Annotated in this window: 23 protein-coding genes; 11 read left to right on the plus strand and 12 right to left on the minus strand. The window is 72.2% G+C overall.

Annotation, left to right across the window (positions count from 1 at the left end):
• Positions 1–22: 22 nt before the first annotated feature.
• Positions 23–343: a TraR/DksA family transcriptional regulator gene (locus tag BMY89_RS30355; RefSeq protein ID WP_175510359.1), complete on the minus strand. Its 321-nt coding sequence runs from the start codon at positions 341–343 to the stop codon at positions 23–25.
• A 324-nt stretch (positions 344–667) separates the two neighbouring features.
• Between BMY89_RS30355 and BMY89_RS12500 the strand changes: the two genes are divergently transcribed.
• From BMY89_RS12500 to smpB, 8 genes are all read left to right on the plus strand, one after another.
• Complete coding sequence (locus tag BMY89_RS12500; RefSeq protein WP_092379772.1) at positions 668–1999, plus strand: flavin monoamine oxidase family protein; 1332 nt, start codon at positions 668–670, stop codon at positions 1997–1999.
• A gap of 160 nt (positions 2000–2159) precedes the next feature.
• The gene (locus BMY89_RS12505; protein WP_139217935.1) at positions 2160–2552 is read left to right on the plus strand and encodes an SCP2 sterol-binding domain-containing protein; all 393 of its coding nucleotides are present in this window, start codon (positions 2160–2162) and stop codon (positions 2550–2552) included.
• The gene (locus BMY89_RS12510) at positions 2549–4594 is read left to right on the plus strand and encodes an amylo-alpha-1,6-glucosidase (RefSeq protein WP_092379776.1); all 2046 of its coding nucleotides are present in this window, start codon (positions 2549–2551) and stop codon (positions 4592–4594) included. Before BMY89_RS12505 ends, BMY89_RS12510 begins: the two co-directional genes overlap by 4 nt.
• A gap of 49 nt (positions 4595–4643) precedes the next feature.
• Entirely contained in the window at positions 4644–4982 is a 339-nt protein-coding gene (locus BMY89_RS12515) for an ArsR/SmtB family transcription factor (protein WP_092379777.1), read from the plus strand.
• A gap of 20 nt (positions 4983–5002) precedes the next feature.
• Positions 5003–5644 (plus strand): SRPBCC family protein, encoded by a 642-nt coding sequence (locus BMY89_RS12520; RefSeq protein WP_092380339.1) that lies wholly within the window; start codon positions 5003–5005, stop codon positions 5642–5644.
• Between the two features lie 58 nt (positions 5645–5702).
• Positions 5703–6215 carry an NUDIX domain-containing protein gene (locus tag BMY89_RS12525; protein ID WP_092379779.1) on the plus strand — a complete coding sequence of 171 codons (513 nt, stop codon included), beginning with the start codon at positions 5703–5705 and terminating at the stop codon, positions 6213–6215.
• 185 nt (positions 6216–6400) lie between these two features.
• A complete protein-coding gene (locus BMY89_RS12530; RefSeq protein ID WP_092379780.1) occupies positions 6401–8647 on the plus strand; it encodes a hypothetical protein in 2247 nt (748 codons plus the stop codon).
• 40 nt (positions 8648–8687) lie between these two features.
• Positions 8688–9179 (plus strand): SsrA-binding protein SmpB, encoded by a 492-nt coding sequence (gene smpB, locus BMY89_RS12535; RefSeq protein WP_092379782.1) that lies wholly within the window; start codon positions 8688–8690, stop codon positions 9177–9179.
• Positions 9180–9249: 70 nt separating this feature from the next.
• Here the strand turns inward: smpB and BMY89_RS12540 are convergent, their stop codons facing one another.
• The 3 genes from BMY89_RS12540 to BMY89_RS12550 all read right to left on the minus strand — a co-directional run bounded on the left by BMY89_RS12540 (position 9250) and on the right by BMY89_RS12550 (position 11909).
• Positions 9250–10299, minus strand: coding sequence for a hypothetical protein (locus tag BMY89_RS12540; protein WP_092380341.1), 1050 nt, complete (start codon positions 10297–10299; stop codon positions 9250–9252).
• Positions 10203–11333, minus strand: coding sequence for a transporter substrate-binding domain-containing protein (locus BMY89_RS12545; protein ID WP_092379783.1), 1131 nt, complete (start codon positions 11331–11333; stop codon positions 10203–10205). Before BMY89_RS12545 ends, BMY89_RS12540 begins: the two co-directional genes overlap by 97 nt.
• Before the next feature lie 165 nt (positions 11334–11498).
• On the minus strand, positions 11499–11909 hold the full coding sequence (locus tag BMY89_RS12550) for a type II toxin-antitoxin system Phd/YefM family antitoxin (protein WP_092379785.1): 411 nt from the start codon (positions 11907–11909) through the stop codon (positions 11499–11501).
• Between the two features lie 222 nt (positions 11910–12131).
• Here BMY89_RS12550 and BMY89_RS12555 point away from each other — a divergent pair, with 222 nt between their 5' ends.
• Complete coding sequence (locus BMY89_RS12555) at positions 12132–13655, plus strand: chitinase (RefSeq protein ID WP_092380342.1); 1524 nt, start codon at positions 12132–12134, stop codon at positions 13653–13655.
• A gap of 61 nt (positions 13656–13716) precedes the next feature.
• Here BMY89_RS12555 and BMY89_RS12560 read toward each other — a convergent pair whose 3' ends face one another.
• Entirely contained in the window at positions 13717–14601 is an 885-nt protein-coding gene (locus tag BMY89_RS12560) for an MHYT domain-containing protein (protein WP_092379786.1), read from the minus strand.
• 156 nt (positions 14602–14757) lie between these two features.
• A complete protein-coding gene (locus BMY89_RS12565; RefSeq protein ID WP_092379788.1) occupies positions 14758–17538 on the minus strand; it encodes a DEAD/DEAH box helicase in 2781 nt (926 codons plus the stop codon).
• 86 nt (positions 17539–17624) lie between these two features.
• On the opposite strand from BMY89_RS12565, the gene BMY89_RS12570 reads away from it, so the two are divergent.
• A complete protein-coding gene (locus BMY89_RS12570) occupies positions 17625–18386 on the plus strand; it encodes an HAD family hydrolase (protein ID WP_092380344.1) in 762 nt (253 codons plus the stop codon).
• A 66-nt stretch (positions 18387–18452) separates the two neighbouring features.
• Here the strand turns inward: BMY89_RS12570 and BMY89_RS12575 are convergent, their stop codons facing one another.
• From BMY89_RS12575 to BMY89_RS12600, 6 genes are all read right to left on the minus strand, one after another.
• Positions 18453–19385 (minus strand): diacylglycerol kinase, encoded by a 933-nt coding sequence (locus BMY89_RS12575; protein WP_092379789.1) that lies wholly within the window; start codon positions 19383–19385, stop codon positions 18453–18455.
• Between the two features lie 100 nt (positions 19386–19485).
• A complete protein-coding gene (gene tatC / locus BMY89_RS12580) occupies positions 19486–20436 on the minus strand; it encodes a twin-arginine translocase subunit TatC (protein ID WP_092379791.1) in 951 nt (316 codons plus the stop codon).
• A gap of 18 nt (positions 20437–20454) precedes the next feature.
• Complete coding sequence (gene tatA / locus BMY89_RS12585; protein WP_092379793.1) at positions 20455–20757, minus strand: Sec-independent protein translocase subunit TatA; 303 nt, start codon at positions 20755–20757, stop codon at positions 20455–20457.
• 229 nt (positions 20758–20986) lie between these two features.
• Positions 20987–21235, minus strand: coding sequence for a hypothetical protein (locus BMY89_RS12590; protein WP_092379795.1), 249 nt, complete (start codon positions 21233–21235; stop codon positions 20987–20989).
• Positions 21236–21245: 10 nt separating this feature from the next.
• Complete coding sequence (locus BMY89_RS12595) at positions 21246–22250, minus strand: helix-turn-helix transcriptional regulator (RefSeq protein WP_092379797.1); 1005 nt, start codon at positions 22248–22250, stop codon at positions 21246–21248.
• A gap of 108 nt (positions 22251–22358) precedes the next feature.
• A complete protein-coding gene (locus BMY89_RS12600) occupies positions 22359–23351 on the minus strand; it encodes a helix-turn-helix transcriptional regulator (RefSeq protein WP_092379799.1) in 993 nt (330 codons plus the stop codon).
• Positions 23352–23539: 188 nt separating this feature from the next.
• Between BMY89_RS12600 and BMY89_RS12605 the strand changes: the two genes are divergently transcribed.
• A complete protein-coding gene (locus tag BMY89_RS12605) occupies positions 23540–24625 on the plus strand; it encodes a DUF3866 family protein (protein WP_092379801.1) in 1086 nt (361 codons plus the stop codon).
• The last annotated feature ends 50 nt before the right edge of the window (positions 24626–24675 follow it).

Genomic DNA, 24675 nt, shown 5'->3' on the forward strand with positions numbered 1-24675 from the left:
GGTTGCGGCGGTCGGCCTGGCGTCAGCGGTTCTGCCGCTGCTGACAGGGCACGCAGAATCGGGCGTGCGGCAGGATCTCCAGGCGCTCCCGCGGGATCGCCGTGCCGCACTTCTCGCAGCTGCCGTAGCTGCCGGTGCTCAGGCGCCGCAGCGCCCCGGAGATCTGGTCGAGGCTCTGCCGGGTGGCGGCGATCATCGCCGCGTTGGTGTGCGCCTCCGCCGGATCGCCGGTGTCGGCCGTCAACTGGGTCAGTCGAGCCGTCTGAGCCTTGAACTCGTCGGTCAGCGTCACCTGGAGTTCGGTGAGCCACTGCTGGTCGTAGATGCCGGTACCGGTACTCATCTCGGATCCCTTCGGAAAAAGAAAAGGGCCGAAGCTATCCGCTTCGCCCCTGGCCGTCCCTGTTCGATGGACGGATTCCGGAGGGCTCCGGCCGGCGGGGCGCGGCTGGCCGTGACCGGCCCGCGCCAGGATCCGACCCGATCGGGTCGCCGCGGAGCCCGGGGCGGCCGACGTCGCGGTGGCGACGGCGGCGCGGGCGAGCAGCGCGGCGGTAGGCATCGAACAACCATAGGCGGGCACCCGCCGGAAACCAACGGCAATCTGTCCGGGCCGGGGAATCCGGGACAGGTTCAATATCCCGGTCGAATGCGGGTAGGCCGACGCATGACCGACGCACTCGTGGTGGGGGCCGGGTTCTCCGGCCTCGCCGCCGCGCTGAGCCTCGTCCGGGCCGGCAGGCGGGTGCGGGTGCTGGAGGCCCGGGACCGGGTCGGTGGGCGGGCGTTGACCCGGTGGCTCGACGACGGCACCCAGCTCGATCTGGGCGCGCAGTGGATCGGCCCCGGTCAGGACCGGGTCAACGCCCTCGTACGGCGGTACGCGCTGGGCACGTTTCCGTCCCCCGCGTACGGCGGCTCGACGGTGATCTGGGACGGTGCGCGGCGGGACGCGGCGCCGGAGCCGACGGCCCGGGTCGTCGAACTGCTGGACGGCTACGCCGCACGGCTGGACCCGGCCGCGCCGTGGACCGCGCCGGAGGCGGTCCGTTGGGATCGGATCACCCTGGGCGGCTGGCTGGCGGCGACCGCGCCGGATCCGGTCACCGCCCGCTACCTCGGCCGGCTGCTCGCCGGTGGGCTGCTGGCCACCTCCGCGGACGAGGTGTCCGTCCTGCAGATGGCCTTCTACCTGCGTAGCGGCGGTGGGTCCGGTGCGCTGCTGCGAATGGCCGGCGGAGCGCAGCAGGATCGGATCGTCGGCGGACCGGCCGCCCTGGCCGAGGCGATGGCCGCCGCGCTCGGGCCGGACGTGGTCCGGCTGGCCGCGCCGGTGGTCGCGATCGAGCAGGACCGGGCGGCAGTGGTGGTGTACACCGACGCCGAACGCTTCGACGCCGCGGCCGTGGTGGTCGCGGTGCCACCGACCCTGGCCGGTCGCATCCGGTACGCCCCGGCGCTGCCCGCGCTGCGCGACGGGCTGACCCAGCGGATGCCGATGGGGTCGGCGTTCAAGGTGCACGCGGTCTACCCGGAGCCGTTCTGGCGGGCCGACGGCCGGTCCGGCGTGGCCACCTGCTCCGACGGGCCGGTCGTGGAGACCGTCGACAACAGCACGCCCACCTCGTCGCGCGGCGTGCTGACCGCGTTCAGCTACGGCGTGGAGGCGAACGCGCTGCGTGCCATGACGCCGCCGGCCCGCAGGGCGGCCCTGCTCGACGCGCTGACCGTGATCGTCGGCCCGGCCGCGCGGCATGCCGAGGAGGTCATCGAGTACGACTGGTCGGCCGATCCGTGGACCCGGGGCTGCTTCTGCGGCGCGCTGACCCCCGGCTCCTGGCGGCAGTACGGGCCGTGGCTGCGCCCGGCGGTGGGTCGAATCCACTGGGCCGGTACGGAGACCGCGACCCGCTGGACCGGCTACCTCGACGGGGCGATCGAGGCGGGCGAACGCGCCGCCGCCGAGGTGTTGGGGAGACTACCCACCGGCGCACCCTGAGAGCACCTGAAAAGGTTCTTACTGCCGCAGATCAGTATGAGAACGAATCAAAGCCACTAAAGTTCGGCGGAGGGCAAGCTGCACCGGCGCTGCGGCCACGTCGGGTCGGCCGCCGGTACCAGCCCCGTCAGCCGGGTGCGGACCGGTAGGAGGTGGTGCGGTGTCGGCTGCGGTAGGCGACTTCTTCGACGGTCTCGCCAGAGGCGGAGGGCGGATGCTGCGCCAGGTCTCCGGCAGCGTCCGCTTCGACCTGCATTACCCCGACCGGGTGGACCACTGGCTGGTCACCATCGACAGGGGCCTGATCGAAGTGTCCCGCGGCGGCGCGGACGACGCGGACACCGTGATCTACACCGACGAGGCACTCTTCCTCCGGATGGCGCACGGCGACGTGAAGCCGCTGCCGGCCTGGCTGCGTAACGACTTCACCGCCGATGGCGAGTTCCGTTTCGTGATCATGCTGGAGCGACTGTTCGCGCCACCGCCCGGAGCCCGTCATCCTCGGACCGTCGCCAGCAACCGGAGATCGGCCACGGATGGGGAGCCACGGTGAAGAAGCTGGTCCGCATCCTCGACGGGAACATCTTCGCGCTCAGCGAGGACAACGGGGACATGGCCTTCAGCCTCAGGAATCCGAGTGGCTTCTTCGCCTTCGACACCCGCTTCCTGTCCACCTGGCGGCTGAGACTCGACGGCGAGCGGCTGCACCCGCTGGCCGTGCACGAGCCGAGCTGCAACCAGATCCGCTTCTTCCTGGTCCCCGGCAGTCCGACCCACTACGTGGACGCGAAGGTCTCGGTGATCCGCGACCGGTGGATCTCCGGCAGCGCCTTCATCGAACGCCTCACCCTGCTCAACCACACCGACGAGCCCGTCGACCATGTCCTGCGGATCGACGCCGACAGCGACTTCGCCCCCGTCTACCAGGTGGTCTGGCCACGGGATTCGACCCTGCGGGGCTACCGGGAGGTGTCCGACGACTGCCTGCGGCTGGGCTACCGGAGGGACAAGTTCCACCGGGTCACCGACATCTCCACCAGCGAGCCGGCCGATCTCGACGAGCGGGGGCTGACCTTCCGGGTCCGGCTGGACCGGCAGGGAAAATGGGGCACGACGCTCCAGGTCAAGAGCATGGTGCTGCGCCCGGACGGGCAGGACGTGCGGAGCCGGTTACGGCATCCGCAGGGCCAGGCAACGATGCAACTGCGCCATGACCTGGGGCAGTGGCTCGACGAAGCGCCCCGGTTGCACTGCGACTGGGAGCCGTTGACCATGACGTACCGGCGGGGACTGGTCGACCTCGCCGGTCTACGCTTCTCCCCGCTGGCACTGCCGCACGAGACCATGCTCGCGGCGGGGCTGCCCTGGTCGGCCACCATCATCGGCCGGGACAACATTCTCACCTGCTTCCAGACGCTGCCCTTCGTCCCCCGGATGGCGGCCACCACGCTGCGCCTGCTCGCCCTCGATCAGGGCACGGTGCTCGACGACTTCCGGGACGAGGAACCCGGCAAGATGCTCAACGAGTTCCGGTACGGCGAGATGGCCGCCTTCGAGGAGCGACCCCAGTCGCCGTACTTCGGCGGGGCGGACGTGACACCGCTGTTCCTGGTGTTGCTCGACGAGTACGAACGCTGGACCGGCGACGCCGCACTGGTCCGCGACCTGGAGGAGGCGAGCCGCGCGGCGCTGCACTGGATCGACGAGTACGGCGACCTGCGCGGCGATGGCTACCTCTGGTACCAGCCGCGCAACGAGCGCAGTGGGGCGCAGAACCACGGCTGGAAGGACTCACCGGAGGCGATCTGCTACCGCGACGGCCGGCTGCCCGGGCTGCCGCGCGCCACCTGCGAGTTGCAGGGCTACGCGTACGACGCCAAGCTGCGCGGCGCCCGGTTGGCCCGCCAGTTCTGGGGCGACCCGGCGTACGCCGACCGGTTGGAGCGCGAGGCGGCGCAGCTCAAGGAGCGGTTCAACCGGGACTTCTGGATCGACGGCAGCGAATACTACGCACTGGCGCTCGGCCCCGACGGTGACCAGGTGGACGCGCTGGCGTCGAACATGGGCCACCTGTTGTGGAGCGGGATCGTGGACGAGTCACGGGCCGCGGCGGTCGCCGCCCATCTGCTCGGGCCGCGGCTCTTCTCCGGCTGGGGGGTGCGGACGCTGGCGACCGGCCAGGTCCGCTACAACCCGCTCGGCTACCACGTGGGCACCGTGTGGCCGTTCGACAACTCGCTGATCGCCCTCGGACTGCGGCGGTACGGCTTCGTCAAGGAGGCGGGGATCATCGCCGAGGCCCTCATCGGGGCGGCCCCGCACTTTGCCGGCCGGATGCCGGAGGCCTTCGCCGGCTACGACCGGGACCTGACCCGCTACCCCGTGCCGTACCCGGCGGCGAACAGCCCGCAGGCGGCCGCGACCGGCGCCACCTTCCTGCTGCTGCGGACCCTGCTCGGCATGGAGCCCTACGGCGAGCATCTGGTGGTGCAACCGGCGATCCCGCCGCGCTTCGGCCGGATCGAACTGCTCGACATCCCGGGCCGCTGGGGCCGCAAGGACGCGATCGGCAACGCCCGGGCCGCAACACCCTGATCATATGCCAGCCCTTGCTTATATAAGCTGCTGCTGACATAATCGGCGTGTGCATGCCTTCGACGTGCTCGGCGACCCGGTCCGGCGGCGGATCTTGGAGCTGCTCGCCGACGGTGAGCTGACCTCGGGCGGCATCAGCGACGTGATCCGGGCCGAGTTCGGCATCTCGCAGCCCGCCGTCTCCCAACACCTGAAGGTGCTGCGGGACAACGGCTTCGCCACCGTCCGGCCGGCGGGGACGCGCCGGCTCTACGCCGTGGACCCGCGCCCGCTACGGGAGGTCGACCAGTGGCTCGACGGCTTCCGCAGGTTCTGGACACCACCGCTGCACGCTCTCGCCACCGAGCTCGCCCGAGGCAAGCGCGAACGACGCGACCAGGCACAGTGATCGAGAAACAGGAGACCGCCATGATCGATGCCACCGCCCAGATCAGCGCCGTTGCGCGCCAGCTCGGCAGCCGTACGCTGGCTGCGGGTGAGGCGCGGGTGATGACCATCAGCCAGACCTACGACGCGCCCCTGGACGACATCTGGGACGCCTGCACCAACCCCGAGCGGCTGCCCCGGTGGTTCTCACCCGTCTCCGGTGAGCTGAGACTGCACGGCCGTTACCAGGTGGAGGGCAACGCGAGCGGCACCGTCGAGCGGTGCGACCCACCGAAGTCGTTCGCCGCCACCTGGGAGTTCGGCGGCGAGATCAGCTGGATCGAGGTCCGCCTGGACCCGACCGACGACGGGCGCACCCGGTTCCAGTTGGAGCACGTGGCCCACGTCAACGACGACTTCTGGCGCCAGTTCGGTCCCGGCGCTGCCGGCGTCGGCTGGGACGTGACGCTGCTCGGCCTCGCCGCCGAACTGGCCGGCGAGGGCGGCGGGGTCCCGCCCGAGCAGAATCCCGACTGGATGGGCTCCGAGAGCAGTCGTCAGTTCATGGCGGCCAGCAGCGAGCGATGGTACGAGGTGAACCTCGCCGCCGGCACCAGCGCCGACGAGGCCCGCGCCGCCGCCGACCGGACGACGGCCTTCTACACCGCCGCACCGCAGGGCTGATCCCGCGCCGCCACGTCGACCGGCGGCGCTGGGCGTCCGCCGGGTAACGTGCTGGCGCATGACCGGCGTGGCGCACTCACACTGCTCGTACTGCGGCTCGGCCTATCCGGCGGAGGCCACCTGGCCTCGCGCCTGCCCGACCTGCGGCGGCACGGTCTGGCGCAACCCGCTGCCGGTGGCGGTGGCGGTGGCGCCGGTGCGGACGGCCACCGGCCTCGGCGTGGTCGTGGTCCGGCGGGACATCGAGCCGGCGCGCGGGCTGCTCGCGCTGCCCGGCGGCTTCATCGAGTACGGCGAGGAGTGGCGGGACGCGCTGGTCCGCGAGCTGCGCGAGGAGACCGGGCTGCACGCCGATGCGGCCGGAGCCGAACTGATCGCGGTGCACAGCGCGCCGGCTGGCGGCACCATAATGATCTTCGGAATGCTACCGGTACGCCCGGCAGACGAGCTGCCGCCGTCGGCGCCGACGGCGGAGGCCACCGAATGGCTGGTGCTGACCGAGCCGACCGAGCTGGCGTTCTCCACCCACACCCAGGTACTGGACGACTTCTTCGCCCGCCAGCGGGACTGAGCGGGTCAGCCGGGTCCAGCTCCACCGGCCGCCCCTTCCGGTCCGTGCGATCCGTCCGGCAGGCGTGTCCGGCCTCGGGCCGGGTAGACGGGTACGCCGGAGCCGGGCCGGCGGCGGGCACGAGGCGGTCGCGGCGGTCTGGCGGGCGGGCCGGTGCCGGCGAGCAGACACCTTTCGGGGGGCCGATGACCAGTGGGCCGGGGACGTCGGACGACGTCGTGGAGTTGCGGGTGCACGGCGTGTCCGGCGCCGGAGCGGAGCAGATCCTGGACCGCCCGCACAGCCACCAGGTCGCCGGTGACCGCAACGGCGGGTTCTACCGCCCACGTCCCGGCTACCCGGACACCCAAGGCCCGAGCGGTGTGACCATGGAGGCGTACCGGTGGAGTGACCTGCCCTCCGGCACCATCTCCCGCACCTTGTCCCTGGTCTTTCTGCTCCCCTTCATGCTCTGCAACGTGGCGATCTGGATGCGCCCGCCATATCGGGGCACCGCCGGTGCGGGGCTCAAGGCGGTGTGTCGGCTGCTCGCCCTCACCCTGACCATGCTGTACGTCCTCGCGGCAATGGGCGTGTCACTCGATCTGATCGCCTGGCGGTGTCTGCCCAATCCGCACTGCCTGGCCGGCCGCCCATACCTGTCCTGGCTCGGTGACCGCCCCACCGGTCTGACCCTGGCGGTGTTCGCGCTGCTGCCAGCCGCCGCGCTCGGCCTACTCTGGCGCCTCGCCGCTCGGCCGGCCCACAACTTCGCCGCCTTTCGCACGCCCACCACCACCTCGGGCGCGCACCAGCTCAGCGCGGTCGGCCAGTGGGATGGTGCACCGACGGTGAGCCGCCTGTGCGCGCTGCACGTCGCCGCCGGCTTCGCCACGCTCAGTCTCGGACTGCTCATCGCCCGGATCGTCTCGGGCCCGTCGACCGTCAGCGTCGCGCTGGCCGCGTTCGCCGCACTGGTGCTGATCGCCTGTACGGCCCTGCTCTGCGCGCACCCGTTGATCGACACGCCGGCGCCCCATCCACTGGTGGACCGGCTGGCGGGCGGGCTGCGCAGCACCGCCGTCGCGCTCACCCCACTGGTGCTGGCCGCCGTGACCCTCGACCCCACGCCCTGGCGGGTACGTGACGGACTGCCCGGCTACGCCATGCTGGTCGGCCTGATCATCCTCGTCCAGGCGGTGCTGCTGGTCGTACTCGGTACGGTGGCGCTGGCCAGCCGCAGCCGGCGCCGCACCGGCACCGGCACCGGCTCGTTGCGGGGGCTTGGTGCCCCGGTCATCGCCGCCGCCGCCACCGGGCTGGCGGTCGCGATCTCCGCCGACCTCGTGTACAAGGTCGCCGACCTGCTCAACCGGCGCGCCGCCGCCGACTCGGAGTCGGAGATCGGCCCCCCGCTGGGCTACAAGTGGGCCATCTTCGTCTTCCTCGTGGCCGCCGCCTGCACACTGGCAGCGGCGGTCGTCGTCACCCTGGCCACCCGCCCCGGGCGGATCCGAATCGCACGCGCCATCGTGGCGCGCGACCACCCCGACGCTCCGCCACAGGCCCAGTACCGGTTGCGCCAGGTCGAGCGGATGATCGCCCGAGCCCGGCTCACCGAACGCGTGGAGGTGGTCGCCGTGGTGTACGGCTGCGTCGTCGGCGCGGGCATGCCCACCAGCCTGCTCGGAATGCTTCGGCTGGCACCGCCGACGGTGGTCGAACGATTGACCGGGATACCGGCGGCGGCGACCGTGTTCGGCCTCCAGGTGGGCAGCCTGCTCATCTCGGCGGTGGTACTCGCCCTGCTCGTCGGCGGCATCTTCGCCTACCGCACGGCGGCGTTCCGCCGGCACGTCGGCATCCTCTGGGACCTGGGCACCTTCTGGCCACGGGCCGCCCACCCCTTCGCGCCGCCCTGTTATGCCGAGCGGGCGGTACCGGAGCTGAGCCGGCGCATCGTCCACCTCACCGAGCAGGGTCACGGGGTACTCCTGACCGGGCACAGCCACGGCTCGGTGCTGCTCGCCGCCACCGTGCTCCAGCTGCCACCCGAGGTGTGCGGTCGACTGGCCCTGCTGACGTACGGCTCACCGCTGCGCCGGCTCTACGCGCGGCTCTTCCCGGCGTTCATCGACGAGAAGGTGCTGCGCGAGGTCGGCGAGCGGGTCAACTGGCGGTGGCTGAACCTGTGGCGCGACACCGACCCGATCGGCGGCTGGGTCTTCTCACCACACCGAGCGGGCCGGCGGCCGGCGACGCCCGATCCGGCTCTCACCGTCGACCGCCGGCTGCGCGACCCGTGGGACGTCGTGCCCCCACCGGGAGACAGCGTCCCGCCCGAGATCGTCGGGCACTGGCCCGGCGAGTCCGATCCTCGGTTCGAGGCCGCGGTAGCTGATCTGGCCGGCCGGCTGCGCGACAGGCCGCCGGAACCGGGCGGTCCCGGGTGAGCCTGTCCCGCCCGCAGCGGCACGGGATATCCTTCGCCGGATGGGCACCTCCCGCGACGCCGAGCGGACACTGATCGCCTCGAACCGCAAGGCCCGCCACGACTACACGGTCCTCAAGACCTACGAGGCGGGGATCGTGCTGGCCGGCACCGAGGTCAAGTCGCTGCGCGAGGGCCGGGTCTCGCTGGTGGACGCCTTCGCCCAGGAACGCGACGGGGAGATCATGCTGTACGGGCTGCACATCGCGGAGTACGGCTACGGCACCTGGACCAACCACGCGCCCCGGCGTACCCGCAAGCTGCTGCTTCGCCGGGTGGAGATCGCCCGCATCCTGGCGCAGACCCGCGAGGGCGGCATCACCCTGGTGCCGTTGTCGATGTACTTCTCCGGCGGCTGGGCGAAGCTCGAACTTGGCCTGGCCAGGGGCCGCCGGTCGTATGACAAACGGCAGGCGCTCGCCGAACGCGACGCCAACCGGGAAATCGCCCGCGAGCTGGGCCGCCGGCTCAAGGGACGGTACGGGCGCGGCTGAGCCGGCCGCCGGGCGGGCGGGTGGGAGCGGATCGCCGGGCAGGTGATGGCCTCGGGCGGCACCGAAGGCCTCACGGCGCGGTCGGCACCAGGCCGGCGCAGCGCGGATCCGGGGACCCGACCGGGCGGCGGGGCATCGACCAGTCCAGCGCGGTGTCCTCCGCCGGCCAGCCGGCCACCTCGATCCGGCTCGTTGGCGTCCGCCCGGCGTCGGGGCACAGCACCTGCCCCCGGACCGTGTCGTTGGGCAGGAACCGGACCGCGCCGGAACGGTCCAGCACAATGGTCATCTTGTCGGTCACCGTCACCGCCTCACCCAGGACGATCTCCCGGGTGACCGGTTCGCCGACCTCGACGGCCACCGCCGGCAGCAGCGGCACCCGCAGGAACACCGCCCCCATCACGAACGGCATCAGCGCGCCGGCCGTGTAGGTGAGCGTGCGGGTCACCGTCGGGGCGATCCGGGTCGGCACCGGCCCGGTCAGCACCAGCGCGCCGGTCGGCGGGAGCGCCAGCAACACGGCGGTGGCCAGTTCACCGTGGCTCACGGCCGCCCAGATGGCCGGGCCGAACCAGGCGTAGCAGGCCGCGGCGACGGCCACCGGCAGGATCACGCCGGTGGCCGTCAACAGCCGCGGCCGGTCCGGGAACCGGGTGCGGGTGTGCAGGGCGACCAGCCACACCAGCAGCATCGCCAGCGCCGGCAGGAATCGCAGCTGCCAGGTGAGGGCGGCGAGGACGGCCGTCGCCACCAGCACCCAGTCCGGTGTACGCGAGGTGGCGTAGGCCAACAGCGAACGCTCGGGGTCGAACCGGTCGGGTGCGCTGACCTGCAGCAGTCGGCCGAGCACGGCGGGCACCAGCACCACCAGCGGCACCGCCCAGACCAGGGCGATGAGCAGAGCGCTGAGCAGCCCCAGCGGGCTGACGTACTGCACCAGCAGCAACATCGTCGACATGTCCTGCCGGCTGAGCCGCCACAGCCGCAGCACCAGCAGCAGCACCGGGAAGGCGGGCAGCAGGGTCAGCAGCCACTGCTGCGCCTGGCGCGCCCCCGGGCGGCGGCGGGCGGCGGCCCCGGCCGTGGTCGGTGCGGGTACGGCAGTGCGAACCTCTCCCACGGCCACTGCCGCACCTCCACCTCATCCTCCGGCCACGGCTCCGGCTGCCGATCGACCGCGACCTGCTGCGGGTCGTTGTAACGTTGCGCGGAGGCGAAGTACTTCTCGAAGGCCGCCCGCCATCGCATGCCGTTGCGACCGGTCCGCGACTCCTGTAGCGACAGGTTGACGAGATCTCGCATCGCCGGCTTGGGGCCGGTGTTCACGCCCCACAGCTCGTCGCCGTCGGCGCCGAGGTCCGAGTGGCGCAACGGCTGGGGATCCGTCAGCTCGATCATCGGCGACGAGTCCGCACCGGGCAGGCGGGGTGCCACGAAGCCAGCCAGAATGGCCGCATCGCTGGTCACCGCGTCGACCTCGCCGTCGTACAGCTCCTGGATGCACTCGCTGATCCGATTGCGGCCGTGGGCAAGCGCGCCGGCCTCCTCCAGGTTGCGCTCCGCTGTCGAGGTGGCAAGGGTGCAGACCTTCCGCCCGGCGAGATCACGGAAGCTGGTCGGCTCAAGATCGCTCTCGGCAAGGGAGACCACCGACTGTTCGGTCTGCAGGTACGGCGCGGAGAAGATCACGCCCTGCTCACGGCGCTGCTTGGTGATGCTGTAGGAGGCGACGACCAGATCGACGCTGACGAACCTGCCGTCGGCGGTGCGCGCCTGTCGTCGGGCGCGGTCCTCGCTCTCGATGGGCAGGAAGGTCACCCTCGACGCGTCGAAGCCGAGATCTTCGGCGATCATGTAGGCGATCTCGATGTCGAAGCCCTCGAAGGCGCCGTTCTTCAGCCGTTGCGACACACCGGGCTGGTCGTCCTTCACCCCGATGAACAGCTCCTGCTTGCCGGTAAGACCGGCCTGTTCGCGCAGCTGCTCCCGGCTGGGCGGTCCGACGACGGCGACCACCCGGACCACCGCGACAACGAGCACCACCAGCAGCAGGAGCAACGCGGCGAGGCGCAACCGCCGCGCCCGTGCGGTCGTGCCCGATACGCCGGCCCGCTCAGGGATCGGTGCCTCGGCACGTTCACCGGACTCGCTCATCGATACCCCCGTCCACCACTCAGCGCGAGTGCTCCATTGTGGCGGACCAGACCCACAGGGTGACCCACAGTTACCCAAGCGTGACCCGGGCTACCTGGCCGCCAGGCCGGGTGCGCCCACAGCGGGCGCGGCCACGTCGGACGCTCCGCCGAGACGGCCCGGCCCTCAGCCGGCGAGCAGGTCCGCGTGGGCCGCGCGCAGACGAGCCAGCGCGGGATCGCCGGGCGCGACCCGTCGATCCAACTCGGCCCACACCTCGGCGAGCGCGGCGGCCACCACGCGCAGCTCTGCGGCGTGTCGACGACCGCTCTGCTCACGCAGCGCCTCAAGGCGCCGGGCCCATCCAGCGGTGACCTCGGCAAGCCGCTCGGTGTCGGCACGGGCCTGGGCGACGGAGCGGGCGGCGCCCGCCGGCACGATAGCGGCAACCGGTCGGGAGTCGCCGTCGCGGGTGACGACGGTGACCGTGTCGGTCAGCTCAGCCATGGCGACGAGCTGACTGAGTCGGGTACGCGCCTCGCGTAGGGGCAGCGAGCGCGCCGGGGCGTTTCGCGGGTTGAGTGCGGGGACAGCCATGAATACATCGTCGGTGTCGGGTACGACACTTTCCGCAACCGTCCACGATGGAAGTCGACCGCCGCCCGTGCACGGCAGCCCGGCTACCCGAGTTCCACAGCCAACGGCCCGACGGACCGAGCCGGCCCTGGACATCGACAGTAAACAAACTTAATAATTGCTCATCCGTCGATCGACGGCCTTCGTCCCCGGGAGGTCCGGATGCGTCGCCCCGCCCGACATCTGCTGCTGGCCGCCCTCGCGGCCCTGACCACCGCCGCCGCCGGCACGCTCGTGCTGGCCACACCGGCGAGAGCCGCCGGCCCTACCGCCGGCTTCGTCAAGACCGCCGACTGGGGCACCGGCTGGGAGGGCAGATACACCATCACCAACGGTGGTGCCAGCACCATAACCTCCTGGCAGGTCGCCTTCAGCCTGCCCGCCGGGACCACTCTCGGCACCTACTGGGACGCCACCGTCAGCAGCGCCGGCCAGCGGCACACCTTCACCAACCGGTCGTGGAACGGCACGCTCACACCCGGCTCGTCGGTCTCGTTCGGCTTCCTGGCGACCGGACCGGGCTCACCCACCGACTGCCAGCTCAACGGCGCGCCGTGCGGTGGCGGCACCCCGACCAGCCCGCCGACCACCACGCCACCGACCACAGCCCCGCCGACCACAGCCCCGCCGACCACGGCCCCGCCGACCACAGCCCCGCCGACCACGCCGCCGGCCGGCGGCATCCCCCGCCGTGCCCTCATCGGTTACCTGCACGCCAGCTTCGCCAACGGCTCCGGTTACCTGCGGATGGCCGACGTACCGGCAGACTGGGACATCATCAACCTCGCCTTCGGCGAGCCGACCTCGGTGACCTCCGGCGACATCCGGTTCCAGCTCTGCCCGGTCAGCGAATGCCCAGGCGTGGAAACCGAGGCCGAATTCATCGCGGCGATCCGCGCCAAGCAGCAGCAGGGCAAGAAGGTGCTGCTCTCCATCGGCGGCCAGAACGGGCAGGTCCAGCTGACCACGACCGCCGCCCGGGACACGTTCGTAAGCTCGGTGTCGGCCATCGTCGACCGGTACGGACTGAACGGGCTGGACATCGACTTCGAGGGCCACTCTCTCTACCTCAACGCCGGCGACACCGACTTCCGCAATCCGAGCACTCCAGTGGTGGTCAACCTGATCGCCGCGATCCGGACACTCAAGCAGCGCTACGGCCCGAACTTCGTGCTCACCATGGCGCCGGAGACCTTCTTCGTCCAACTCGGCTACCAGTTCTACGGGCCGGGCCCGTGGGGCGGGCAGGACCCGCGCGCCGGTTCGTACCTGCCGGTCATCCACGCGTTGCGCGACGACCTGACCGTGCTGCACGTGCAGAACTACAACTCCGGTCCGATCATGGGCCTGGACAACCAGTACCACACGATGGGCAGTGCCGACTTCCACGTCGCGATGACGGACATGCTGCTCGCCGGCTTCCCGGTCGCCGGCAACCCGGATCGGATCTTCCCCGCGTTGCGGGAGAACCAGGTCGCCTTCGGTGCGCCGTCCTCGGTCAGCGCCGGCAACGGCTACCTCGCTCCCGCCGGGATCCAGTCAGCGGTGATCTGCCTGGTCCGGGGGCAGAACTGCGGCAGCTACACCCCGCGCAGCGGCACCAGTCCCGACTTTCGAGGGCTGATGACCTGGTCGATCAACTGGGACCGGTACTACCAGTGGGAGTTCGGCCGCAGCCACGGCCCATTCCTCAAGGCCCTGTCCTGAGCTGAGCCGGCGCGGGTGCCTCGGCGGTCGCCAGCCGGCCGAGGCACCCGCGCGCCACCGGTCAGCGCGGCGGGTGGTCCCGGCGGGACGGAAACTGGGCACCGGGGCGGGCCAGGGTGGACCGGGCCCGCAGCCCCACCGGGTCGGGCGCGGTCACGTCGGGCGGCCCGGCGGCGGTCGGCGTCTGGCGGGCGTCGAGGTACGCGGCCGCGGCGCGGTCCTCGTCGGTGGGCGCGGCGAGCAGGGCGTAGACCAGCCCCACCACGCCGAAGATCACCAACAGCACGATCGGGATCAGCAGCGTGCCCACCCCCGCGCCGACGATCTCGCCGCGCTCCTCGTGCAGGTGCACCGACAGGGCGCTCATCCCGGTGAAGTGCATCCCGTTGACCGCCACCCCCATGACCAGCGCCGACCCGAGGATCGCCAGCCCACGGCGGACGGTCACCGCAAGCCAGAGCGCGACGGTGGCCGCGACCACGGCGATCAACACCGACAGGCCCACCCGGAGGTTGTCGTAGGACAGGTCACCGTCCAGCCGCATCGCGGCCATGCCGCTGTAGTGCATCGCCGCCACGCCGCTGCCGGTGAACAGGCCACCGGCGACGATCCGTACCGCAGAGAGCCGGCCGGTGCCGACGATCGCCAGCCCGATGCCGACCGCGAGCACCGCGAGCAGCGCGCTGGCGACGGTGATCGGCACGTCGTACCGGATCCGGGAGCCGCTCACGGCGAAGCCGAGCATCGCCATGAAGTGCATGGTCCAGATGGCGGTGCCGCCGATCGCCCACGCCGCCAGCGTTCCCCACCAGACCTTCTGCCCGGTGCTGGACGCGGCCCGGATCCGGGTGGCGCAGACCAGACCGAGGATCGAGCCGAGCACCGACAGCGCGTAGCTGAGCGCCGGTGTGATCCAGCCGTACTCAAAATGATTGATGTCCGCCACAGTGGCTCCCCCCAGAGCTGCTACCGACGCGTAGCCCACGCGCCGATGACATGATCCGGGACGTCCCCACCAGGCACAATAGCGCCCCCAGGGTATTGCGGGGCGTGGCGCTTCGGTAACGTAGCGGTGCGTCGATTCGCCCTCACGCAGCGCTGTTCAGGCCGGTGAATGGTATGCCAGGACCCCCCGGTTGACCGCGCCGATCGCTTGGCGGGCGGTAGCCCGCAACTCCGTCGAGGCGCCACCGGAGTCGGCCAGTTGGCCGAGCAGGTCGACCACCTGACGGGACCACCGGACGAAATCGCCGGCCGGCATCTCGCCGTCCAGCTCGTGCCCGCTGGCCAGCACCTTCGCCAATGCCTCGCCCCTGGCCCAGCGGTAGACCGGCCAGGCGAAGCCCAGGTCCGGCTCACGGGTGACGGTCAGGCCACGGGATGCCTCGTCGGACTCGATCTCGCTCCACAGCTTCAGCGTCGCGTCGACCGCCTCGGCGACCGCGCCACGCGGCAACGAGGCCCGCTCGTCGACGTCGCGGCGTGCCTCGAAGACCACCACGGAGACCGCGGCGGCCAGCTCGGCCGGTGACAGCCCGTCCCAGACGCCGCGCCGCAGGCACTCCGCCACGAGCAGGTCCGCCTCCGTCCAGATCCGCCCGAGCATCCGCCCGGCATCGGTCACCTCGCCCCCGGCGGTGAGGTAGCCGCGGGTGGTGAGCAGAGCGACGATCCGGTCGAAGGTGCGCGCCAGCGACCCCGTCCGGCCGGCGACCCGCTGGCGCAGCTCCTCGGTGTCGCGCTCCAACCGCCGCCGGCGCTCCGCCCACCGGGCGTGCTCCTCCCGTTCCGGGCAGGCATGGCAGGGGTGCCGGCGCAGGTCGCCGCGGAGCTGGGTCAGCTGGTGGTCCTCCCCCGACTGCCGGGACCGGGCGCCACGGCGGGAGTGCCGGTCCAGGCCGGTACCACTGACCGCGGCAGCGAGATCCCGACGGTCCGCCGGCGAACGGGGATTGAAGTGCTTCGGCACCCGGATGCGGGCCAGCACCTCGGCGGGCGCGGTGAAGTCACCGGGGGTGATCCGGCCGGCCCACCGGTCCTGGGTGAGCACGAGCGGACGCGGCTCCCCGAAGCCGCCGGTGGCGGGGTCGAGCACCACTGCCAGGCCGGCCCGGCGCCCCGACGGCACCCGGATCACGTCGCCGATCCGCAGCCGTTCCAGGGACGTTACCGCGGCCGCCCGCCGCTGGCTCTGCCCCTGCCGGGCGATGGCCCGCTCCCGGTCGGCGATGGCCACCCGCAGCGCGAAGTACTCGTCGAAGTCGCCGTGGTGACAGTCCGCCTCCGCGCCGTACGCCTCAAGGGTCTCGGTGTTGCGCTGCACCTGCCGGGCCAGGCCGACCACCGACCGGTCCGCCTGGAACTGCGCGAACGACGACTCCAGCAGCGCCCGGGCCGGCTCCGCGCCGACGCTGCCGACCAGGTTCACCGCCATGTTGTAGGAGGGCCGGAAGCTGGACCGCAGCGGATACGTCCGGGTGGAGGCCAACCCGGCCACGTGTCGTGGGTCGGTCTCCGGGGACCACACCACCACGGCGTGCCCCTCGACGTCGATGCCCCGACGCCCGGCCCGCCCGGTGAGCTGGGTGTACTCCCCCGGCGTCAGGTCGACGTGCGCCTCGCCGTTGTATTTGACGAGACGTTCCAGCACCACGCATCGGGCCGGCATGTTGATGCCCAGGGCAAGCGTTTCGGTGGCGAAGACCGCCTTGACCAGCCCGCGGACGAACAACTCCTCGACGACCTCCTTGAAGGCCGGCAGCATCCCCGCGTGGTGGGCGGCCAGCCCGCGCTCCAGCCCGTCGAGCCACTCCCAGTAGCCCAGCACGGACAGGTCCTCGCCGGGGATCGCCGTCACCCGGGACTCCACCACCCGACGGATCTCCGCGCGCTCCTCCGGCGAGGTCAGCCGCAGCCCGGCGGCGAGGCACTGCTGCACCGCGGCATCGCAGCCGGCCCGGCTGAAGATGAAGAGGATCGCCGGCAGCAGACCCTCGCGGTCCAGCCGGTCCACGATGTCCGGCCGCATCGGCCCCCGCCAGCGCGGCCCCCGACGACCGGCACCCGGCCCGGCGGAGCGTCCCTCGCCCAGGTCGAGTCGGCGCACCGTCTCCCGGGTGTAGCGCAGCAACTCCGGGTGCACGTCGTGCTTGCGCGCGGCAGCGGCGTCATGGAACAGGTCGAACATCCGCTTGCCGACCAGCATGTGCTGCCAGAGCGGCACCGGCCGGTGCTCGCTGACCACCACGGTGGTCTCGCCCCGCACGGTGATCAGCCAGTCGGCGAACTCCTCGGCGTTGGAGACCGTCGCCGACAGCGACACCAGGGTCACCGAGGCGGGCAGGTGGATGATGACCTCCTCCCACACCCCGCCGCGGAACCGGTCGGCCAGGTAGTGGACCTCGTCCATCACCACGTACGCCAGGCCTTCGAGGGTGGTCGAGCCGGCGTAGAGCATGTTGCGCAGCACCTCGGTGGTCATCACCACCACCGGGGCGTCGCCGTTGATGGCGTTGTCCCCGGTGAGCAGGCCCACCTGCTCGGCACCGTAGCGGTCGACCAGATCGTGGTACTTCTGGTTCGACAGCGCCTTGATCGGCGTGGTGTAGAAGCACTTGCGCCGGACACCGTCGGTCGGCGCCGGCTCCCCGGGCGTGCCGCGCAGCGCCAAGTGTACGGCGAACTCACCGACCACCGTCTTGCCGGCACCGGTCGGCGCGCAGACCAGCACGCCGCTGCCCCGCTCCAGGGCCTGACACGACTCCCGCTGGAAGTCGTCGAGGTCGAACCCCAGATCCGAGGTGAACTCTTCCAACGCCGGGAACTGTGCGACCTGGGCGGCCCGGCGGCGCGCCGCGGCGTACCGCTCGGCGGGACTCGACATGTCCCCAAGATTAGTGCGTACCCCTGACGGGCACCCGGCAAGGCCGTCCGGCAGTACGGTCGGAGTGGGTCGGTAGGGTGCACGACGTGCCGGATCATGCCGAACCGACCGACGCCGCGCGCCACCCCGACGAGGCCACCCGTCGGGGCGCGTCCCGTCGGCCTGTCAAGGCGGTGCTGTTCGACTTCCACGGCACGTTGGCCCAGGTGGAAGAGCCCGGACAGTGGGTGCTGGGCGCTGCGGCGGCATGCGGGGTCGAGCTGGACCGGACGCGCGCCATCGGGCTCGCCGACCGGCTGCTGACCGCTGGCCGGGCCGGTGGGCCGCTGCCCGCCCGGGTACCGCCCCACCTGGCCGAGTTGTGGGCCGACCGGGATCTCTACGAGCATGCCCACCGGGGCGCTTACACCGGCTTGGCCGCGACGGTCGACGCGGGCATCGACGGCTTCGCCGAGGCGCTCTACGAGCGCCTGCTGGTGCCGGCGGGCTGGATACCCTACCCGGACACCACGCCCACCCTCGCCGCGCTCCGCGAGGCCGGCGTGCGGGTGGCGGTCGTCAGCAACATCGGCTTCGACATCCGGCCCCTCTTCGACGCCTGGGGGCTGGCTGACCTGGTCGACGCCTTCGTCCTGTCGTACGAGGTGGGCCGCTGCAAGCCGGACCCGGCGATCTTCTGGCGGGCCTGCGGACTGCTCGGCGTCGACCCGGAGGAGACACTGATGGTGGGCGACACCCCAGCCGACGCCGGTGCCGTCGCCGCCGGCTGCGCCGCCCTGGTCCTCCCCGCCGCCGACCCCGGCCGCCCCAGTGGCCTGGGCGCTGTCCTCGACCTGACCCGCCGCTGACACCCAGACACGTTCCCCGACCGATCCTGGTATGCGGCGGACATCACGAACCGGGCCCGCCTGCGGTCAGCGCAGGAGGCGTAGGGCGCGGGGGGTGGCGGTGATCGTCACGGGGAGGTCGAGGGAACGCTCGCCGTCGGCGTAGGTGGTGATGCCCTCGGCCACGAGAGTGACCGTACGTGCCCGGTAGGTGCGCACCAGGGGGTGCGCGACATGGGTGCCCGCGTAGATGCGCGGCTTCACCCGGATCAGCGTGCGGCGGTCGAACCGACCACCGACCACCACGTCGAGCAGGCCGTCGGTCGGGTCCGCCGCCGGGCAGATCCGCATCCCGCCGCCGTAGCTGGCCCCGTTGCCGACCGCCACCAGGACCGCGTCGACCTCGACCCGCTCGCCGTCCAGGGTGAGCGTGTAGCGGCGGGGGCGTAGCCGGGCCAGCTCCACCAGGATGGCCAGGTCGTAGCGGCGCGAGCCGCGCGGCCAGCGCATCCGGTTGGCCCGCTCGTTGACGATGGCGTCGAAGCCGGCCGCGAGCACGGCACCGTACCAGCGGACAGTGCCGTCCTCGCTGGCCATCCGGGCCAGGTCGACCGGACTGGTGCGGCCATCGCGCAGCGCCGCCGCTATGACGTCCGTTGCCGCACGTGGATCGGCCGGATAGCCGGTCTCGACGGCGAAGTCGTTGCCGGTGCCAGCCGGGATCGGGCCGAACGGCACCGAGGTGCCGGCAACGGCCTGCATCGCCCGGTGCACCGTGCCGTCGCCACCCACCGCGACCAGCGCGCCAGCTCCCTCGGCGACGGCGGTGAAGCAGGCCGACTCGGCTTCGGTGGCGGTGCCGGCGCGCAGCAGCCGCACCGACCGGCCGGCAGCCGAGAGCCGGTCCAGCAGGTCCGGCAGCAGTCCCCGGTGCCGGCCCCGCCCGGCGGTCGGGTTGGCCAACACGGCGACAGGCCCGTCGGGGATCGGGACGTGATCGTCAGCGGTCACGGCGTGCACCGTACCGCCACGGTCAACACCACAGAAGCTGTACCACGACAGCCGGTCCGACCGGCGCGCGGCCGGCCCGCACCTGGGGTGCGGGCCGGGTCACGAAGGGTCAGGTCACGTCGTCGTAGCGTCGCTCGATCGGCCGGGGCGGGGCCACCGGCTCGGGGGCCTCGACCGGGGCGACCGAGCCGACCGGCTCGCCCGCCTCGACCGGATCCCGGTCGTCCTCGAGCGGGGAGACCTCGTCGTCGCCGATGCCGGCGTAGATCTCCTTGCCGCGTCCCCGGCGTCTGTCGTTGAGGAACGCGACACCGACAGCGGCGAAGTAGAGCGCGCACAGGCACAGCGCCAGCGCGGTCATGCCGAACGGATCCGGCGTGGGGGTGACCACCGCGGCGAAGGCGAAGAAGGCGAAGACGGCGATCCGCCACCAGCCGAGCAGCCGCTTGGCGCTGGCGATGCCGACGAAGTTGAGCATCAGCACGATCAGCGGAAACTCGAACGCCACCCCGAACATCAGGATCAGGTTCGTGATGAACGAGATGTAACGGGTGATGTCGAGGGTCGTGTTGATGTCATCGCCCGAGACCTGGAGCAGGAACTCCAGGCCCTTGGAAGCGACGAAGTACGCCAGCACCGCGCCGGCCGCGAACAGCGGTGCCGCCAGCGCGGTGAAGGCGTAGGCATACCGCCGTTCGTTGCGGTGCAGGCCCGGCGCGATGAAGGCCCAGAGCTGGTAGAGCCAGATCGGTGCGGCGAGGATCAGCCCGACCCAGAGGCCGATCTTCAGGTTGAGCAGGAACAGGTCCGCCGGGCCGAGCTGGACGAAGTTGCATCGGCCGTCGGCCAGTCGGCTACTGGGCAGCTGGCAGTACGGCTCGGAGAGCAACTCACGGACCGGCCCGGCCAGCCAGAGACCGAAGCCGAAGCCGACCAGGATGGCCAGCGACGCCTTGAACAGCCGGTTACGCAGCTCCCGGACGTGTTCGATGAGGGTCATCGAGCCGTCGGCGGCCCGCTCGAAACTGGTCGGTCCGCGCTTGCGGAGTCCGAAGGCCACGATTACCGGACCCGGCGATCAGTTCTCGCGGACGCGCTGCACCGGGTCGACGACCGGCTGCTGCACCGTGCCCTGGTACGGCTGCTGCTGCGGCGCCTGCTGCCCGGGCTGCTGCGGCGGGTACGGCTGGTAGCCGGCCTGCGCGTCGGCCTTGCCGGCAAGGTCACGGTCGTCGTCGTCAGCCAGGCTCTTGGTCTCGGCCTTGATGATCCGCAGCGAACGACCGAGGGAACGGGCCGCGTCGGGGAGCCGCTTCGCGCCGAAGAGCAGGATCAGCACGACCACGAGTACGGCGATGTGCCAGGGCCTGAGGGCACCCATGTGAAGCTCCAGTCGCTCTGTTCTGATGGGGGTGATGCGCAGCCCATCGTACGTGCGTCGAAGGCTGTTGCCACCCGCCAGGGAGGTGGTGGTTGGTCCGACGGGTGAAGTCTCGGCCAACCGCGAGTGTCTCGTCAACCAGGCAACTGGATATTGCTGCGCGAAATCGGCCCGCAACGCGCAGGAGGACGCACGACGCGGTCAGCCTCCCGGGCGGCGTCGGCGCCGCTCAGTCGCCGCGACGCGCGCGGATCAGGACGAGCCGCTGCTGGGTGGTCTCCAGCCGGCTCTGCAATGCCTCGGCACGCTGCTGAAGGCTCTCCGCCGCCACGCTCAGCGACGCCGCCTCGTCGGCACGTCGCTGCAACTTCGCCGCCGCCCGGCGCAGCTCGGGCAGCCGCGCCAGCAGGGGGCGCACGGTCAGCGCGAGCACGACCAACGGCACCAGCACCAGCGCGAGCACGATCCACTTCAGCACGGCCGCCAGCCTACTGCCTGCCGCCCGCCGCCGCCGGGTCAGCGCCGGCCGGAATCGGGGTCGCGTACGCCTCCAGGGCCGCCACCGCCGTGTCGCGGACCTGCTCGGCCAACTCCACGGGAGCGACGACGGCCACGTCCGGGCCCAGCCCGAGCACGAACCGGCGGGCCCAGCCGAGGTCGGTGACCCGCATCGAGACCACCCAACGCTCGCCGTCGGACTCGACCCGCTCGCACGGGTAGTACTCGGTGATCCACCGTTCGCCCCGGCCGATCCGCAACGTGATCAACGGCAGGTCGGGCGAGGGTCGGAAAGCCCCCTCGCTCAGGTCCTGCGGGCGGGCCTGCGGCGGCACCACAGCAGGCTCGGCCAGTTCGGCGAACGCGTCGATCCGGTCGGCCCGGAACAGCCGTACCGCCTCGGCCCGCCGGCACCACGCCTCCACGTACGTCCGGCCACCGACCATCAGTACCCGCAGCGGGTCGATGACGCGCTCGGTGGTCTCGTCCCGGGCCGCCGTGTAGTAGGTGATGCGCAACGCGCGCCCACTCTCCACCGCGGCACGCAACTGCGCCACCCGTCCGGCGTCACCCGGCAGCCGAACCTCCACCGGGGCGGCGACCAGGTCACCGGCCGCGTCCTCGATCTTGGCGAGGGCCCGCTCCACGGCCTCCCGGTTGGCCACCCCGGGCGTCTCGGCCAGCATTCGCAGCGCCACGACCAGCGCGAGCGCCTCATCCGGGGTGAGCCGCAGCGGCCGGTCGATGCCCGCGTCGTAGGTGATGGTCACCCGGTCGCCGTCGAAGGCCATGTCGATCAGGTCGCCCGGCCCGTACCCGGGCAGGCCGCACACCCACAGCAGTTCCAGGTCCTCCCGCAGCTGCCGCTCCGTGACGCCCAGGTCGCCAGCTGCCTCGGCGATCTCGATGCCGGGTCGGGCGAGCAGATACGGCACCAGGTTCAGCAGCCGGGCCAGCCGGTCCGCGGAGGTACGCGGACCGCCCCGCAGGCTCACCGGGCCCGCCTTTCGTTCGCGACTGCGGGGCTCGCAAGCTCACTCCTCGCGCTCACCGGGCCCGCCTTTCGTTCGCGACTGCGGGGCTCGCAAGCTCACTCCTCGCGCTCACCGGGTCACCACCATTGCCGCGTCGTGCCGGGTGGCGATCTCCTTGAGGCGTTGGATGACCGCCTCGCGGACCTCCGGCGGGTCGAGCACGCGCACGTCGGGGCCGTAGCCGACCAGATGCCCGGCGAGCGACTCCGCCTCGGCGTACGGCAGGACCAGCCGGTCGGCCGCCGCCCCGGCGGCGACCTCCACCGCCCAACGGCGCAACCCGGCCGCCCGCCCCGGAGTGACCAGCACGGTCGCCCGGCCGGCCCGCTCGGTCGGTCCGGACCAACGCGCCACGTGGCTGATCAGGTCGACCCCGGCCGGCGGCTGGTAGGCCGCCGGCTCGCCGGTGACCCGGACCGTCCCGACCACCCGGGACAGCCGGAAACAGCGGGTCGCGTCGCGCTCCAGGTCGTGGCCGACGACGTACCACCGGCCGCGCCAGCAGACCACGCCCCACGGTTGCAGTCGACGACGGTCGGGCGCGTCGCGGTCGGGCACCCGGTAGTCGAAGCGGACCTCGCGCCGGTCCCGTGCGGCGGCGGTCAGCGGGGCGAACGCCGGGTCGACCGTGACCATCGGTTCCAGTCCCAGGGTGGCCTGTGGGTCCACGTCCACGCCGGCGGCGCGCAACTTGGCCAGCCCCGAGGAGGCGGCGGCGGCCAGGCCGGCGTGCTGCCAGAGCCGTGCGGCGATGCCGACCGCGGCGGCCTCGTCGGGCTTGAGGGGGATGTCGGGTAGCGCGTACTCCCGACGGGCGATCCGGTAGCCGGGCTCCGCGTCGAACGCGCTCGCCGTCCCGGTCTCCAGCGGCACGCCCAACTCACGCAACTCGGCCTTGTCCCGCTCGAACTTGCGCTGAAACGCCTCGTGCTCACGGGCGTCGTCCGGGTCGTGCTCGTAACCGGGCACGGTCGCGGCGATCTGCGCGGCGGTCAGGAACCGCCGCGTAGACAGTAAGCAGATCACCAGGTTGACCAGGCGTTCGGTGCGGCTGCGCGACACCCCGTAGACGCTAGCAGCCCCCCAGCCCCCACACGCACCCGCGCGCCGCGCCGTCGACAAGGAAGGGCCCCCTCTTAACGCCTGCGGTAGAGCAGGGGTCCCTTCTTAACACCCGCGCCACGTACACCCATGATCGGCGCACACCCCGCCGTGCGCGGCACGGCCCCCTGGGCGCTAGCGTGCGGGGCATGGTGCGGTGGCGGGCGGGAACGGTGACGGCGCTGCGGCGGAGGTGGACCGGGGCGGTCGAGCTGGACGTCGAGGTGACCGGCGGCACGATGCGGGCGCTCGCCTACCCGGCCCTGGTCGGCGACCCCGAGGTCGGTGACCGGGTACTGCTCAACGCCGGCGCGCTGCTGATGGGTCTGGGCACCGGCGGGTACGCCCTGGTCGTGGCGCTGCCCGACCGGCTGCCACCGGACCCGCCGGAGGCCCTCGACTCGCGCGACGCGGGTCACCTGGTGAAGGCCCGCTACACCCCGCTGCAGCCGATCCTGCTCGGCGTCGACGAGGAGGCGTCGCCGCACCACGAGACGCTGGCCACCGCGGCGGACCTGGCCGGGCTGCCGGTGGTGACCGCTGACCTGCACTCGGCGCTGCCGGCGATCGTGGCCGGTGTCCGCGCCGACGCGCCGCAGGCCCGGGTGGCATATCTGCTCACCGACGGCGGGGCGCTGCCCGCCTGGTTCTCCCGCACCCTCGCCGGGCTGCGCGACGACCTGGTGGGCACGATCAGCGTCGGGCAGGCGTTCGGCGGCGACCTGGAGGCGTCCACACTGCACAGCGGGCTGCTCGCCGCCCGGCACGTGCTCGGCGCAGACGTGGCGGTGGTGGCGCAGGGCCCGGGCAACCTCGGCACCGGTACCCCCTGGGGCTTCTCCGGCGTGGCGGTCGGCGAAGCGGTCAACGCCATCGCCACGCTGGGCGGGCGCCCCGTCGGCTCGCTGCGGATCTCCGCCGCCGATCCACGGCCACGGCACCGCGGCGTCTCGCACCACAGCCTCACCGCGTACGGCCGGGTGGCGCTGGCCCGCGCGGAGCTGGTGGTGCCCGACGGCCTGGAGCCGGCGCTGGCCGCCGAGGTCGACGCCGCACTGGCGCCGCTCGCCGCACGGCACCGCGTGCTACGGGTGGACACCACGGGACTCGACGAGGCGCTCCGCCGCAGTCCGGTGACGCTGTCGACGATGGGACGCGGGCTCGACGCCGACCACGCCTATTTCCTGGCCGCCGCCGCAGCCGGCCGGCATGCCGGCCTTCTCACCCGGCAATGACCACCGTGGGCCGGCTCGCGCGGCGATGACCAGCGCGGGCCGGCTCACGC

This window comes from Micromonospora phaseoli, from assembly GCF_900109115.1.
Classification (GTDB): domain Bacteria; phylum Actinomycetota; class Actinomycetes; order Mycobacteriales; family Micromonosporaceae; genus Micromonospora; species Micromonospora phaseoli.

Excerpts from the sequence above, each read along its gene's own strand:
- BMY89_RS12500 (WP_092379772.1), top strand. The coding sequence starts at position 668 with ATGACCGACGCACTCGTGGTGGGGGCCGGGTTCTCCGGCCTCGCCGCC.
- BMY89_RS12605 (WP_092379801.1), top strand. The coding sequence starts at position 23,540 with ATGGTGCGGTGGCGGGCGGGAACGGTGACGGCGCTGCGGCGGAGGTGG.
- smpB (WP_092379782.1), top strand. The coding sequence starts at position 8,688 with ATGGGCACCTCCCGCGACGCCGAGCGGACACTGATCGCCTCGAACCGC.
- BMY89_RS12550 (WP_092379785.1), bottom strand. The coding sequence starts at position 11,909 with ATGGCTGTCCCCGCACTCAACCCGCGAAACGCCCCGGCGCGCTCGCTG.
- BMY89_RS12525 (WP_092379779.1), top strand. The coding sequence starts at position 5,703 with ATGACCGGCGTGGCGCACTCACACTGCTCGTACTGCGGCTCGGCCTAT.
- BMY89_RS12565 (WP_092379788.1), bottom strand. The coding sequence starts at position 17,538 with ATGTCGAGTCCCGCCGAGCGGTACGCCGCGGCGCGCCGCCGGGCCGCC.
- BMY89_RS12520 (WP_092380339.1), top strand. The coding sequence starts at position 5,003 with ATGATCGATGCCACCGCCCAGATCAGCGCCGTTGCGCGCCAGCTCGGC.
- BMY89_RS30355 (WP_175510359.1), bottom strand. The coding sequence starts at position 343 with ATGAGTACCGGTACCGGCATCTACGACCAGCAGTGGCTCACCGAACTC.
- tatA (WP_092379793.1), bottom strand. The coding sequence starts at position 20,757 with ATGGGTGCCCTCAGGCCCTGGCACATCGCCGTACTCGTGGTCGTGCTG.
- BMY89_RS12530 (WP_092379780.1), top strand. The coding sequence starts at position 6,401 with ATGACCAGTGGGCCGGGGACGTCGGACGACGTCGTGGAGTTGCGGGTG.
- BMY89_RS12545 (WP_092379783.1), bottom strand. The coding sequence starts at position 11,333 with ATGAGCGAGTCCGGTGAACGTGCCGAGGCACCGATCCCTGAGCGGGCC.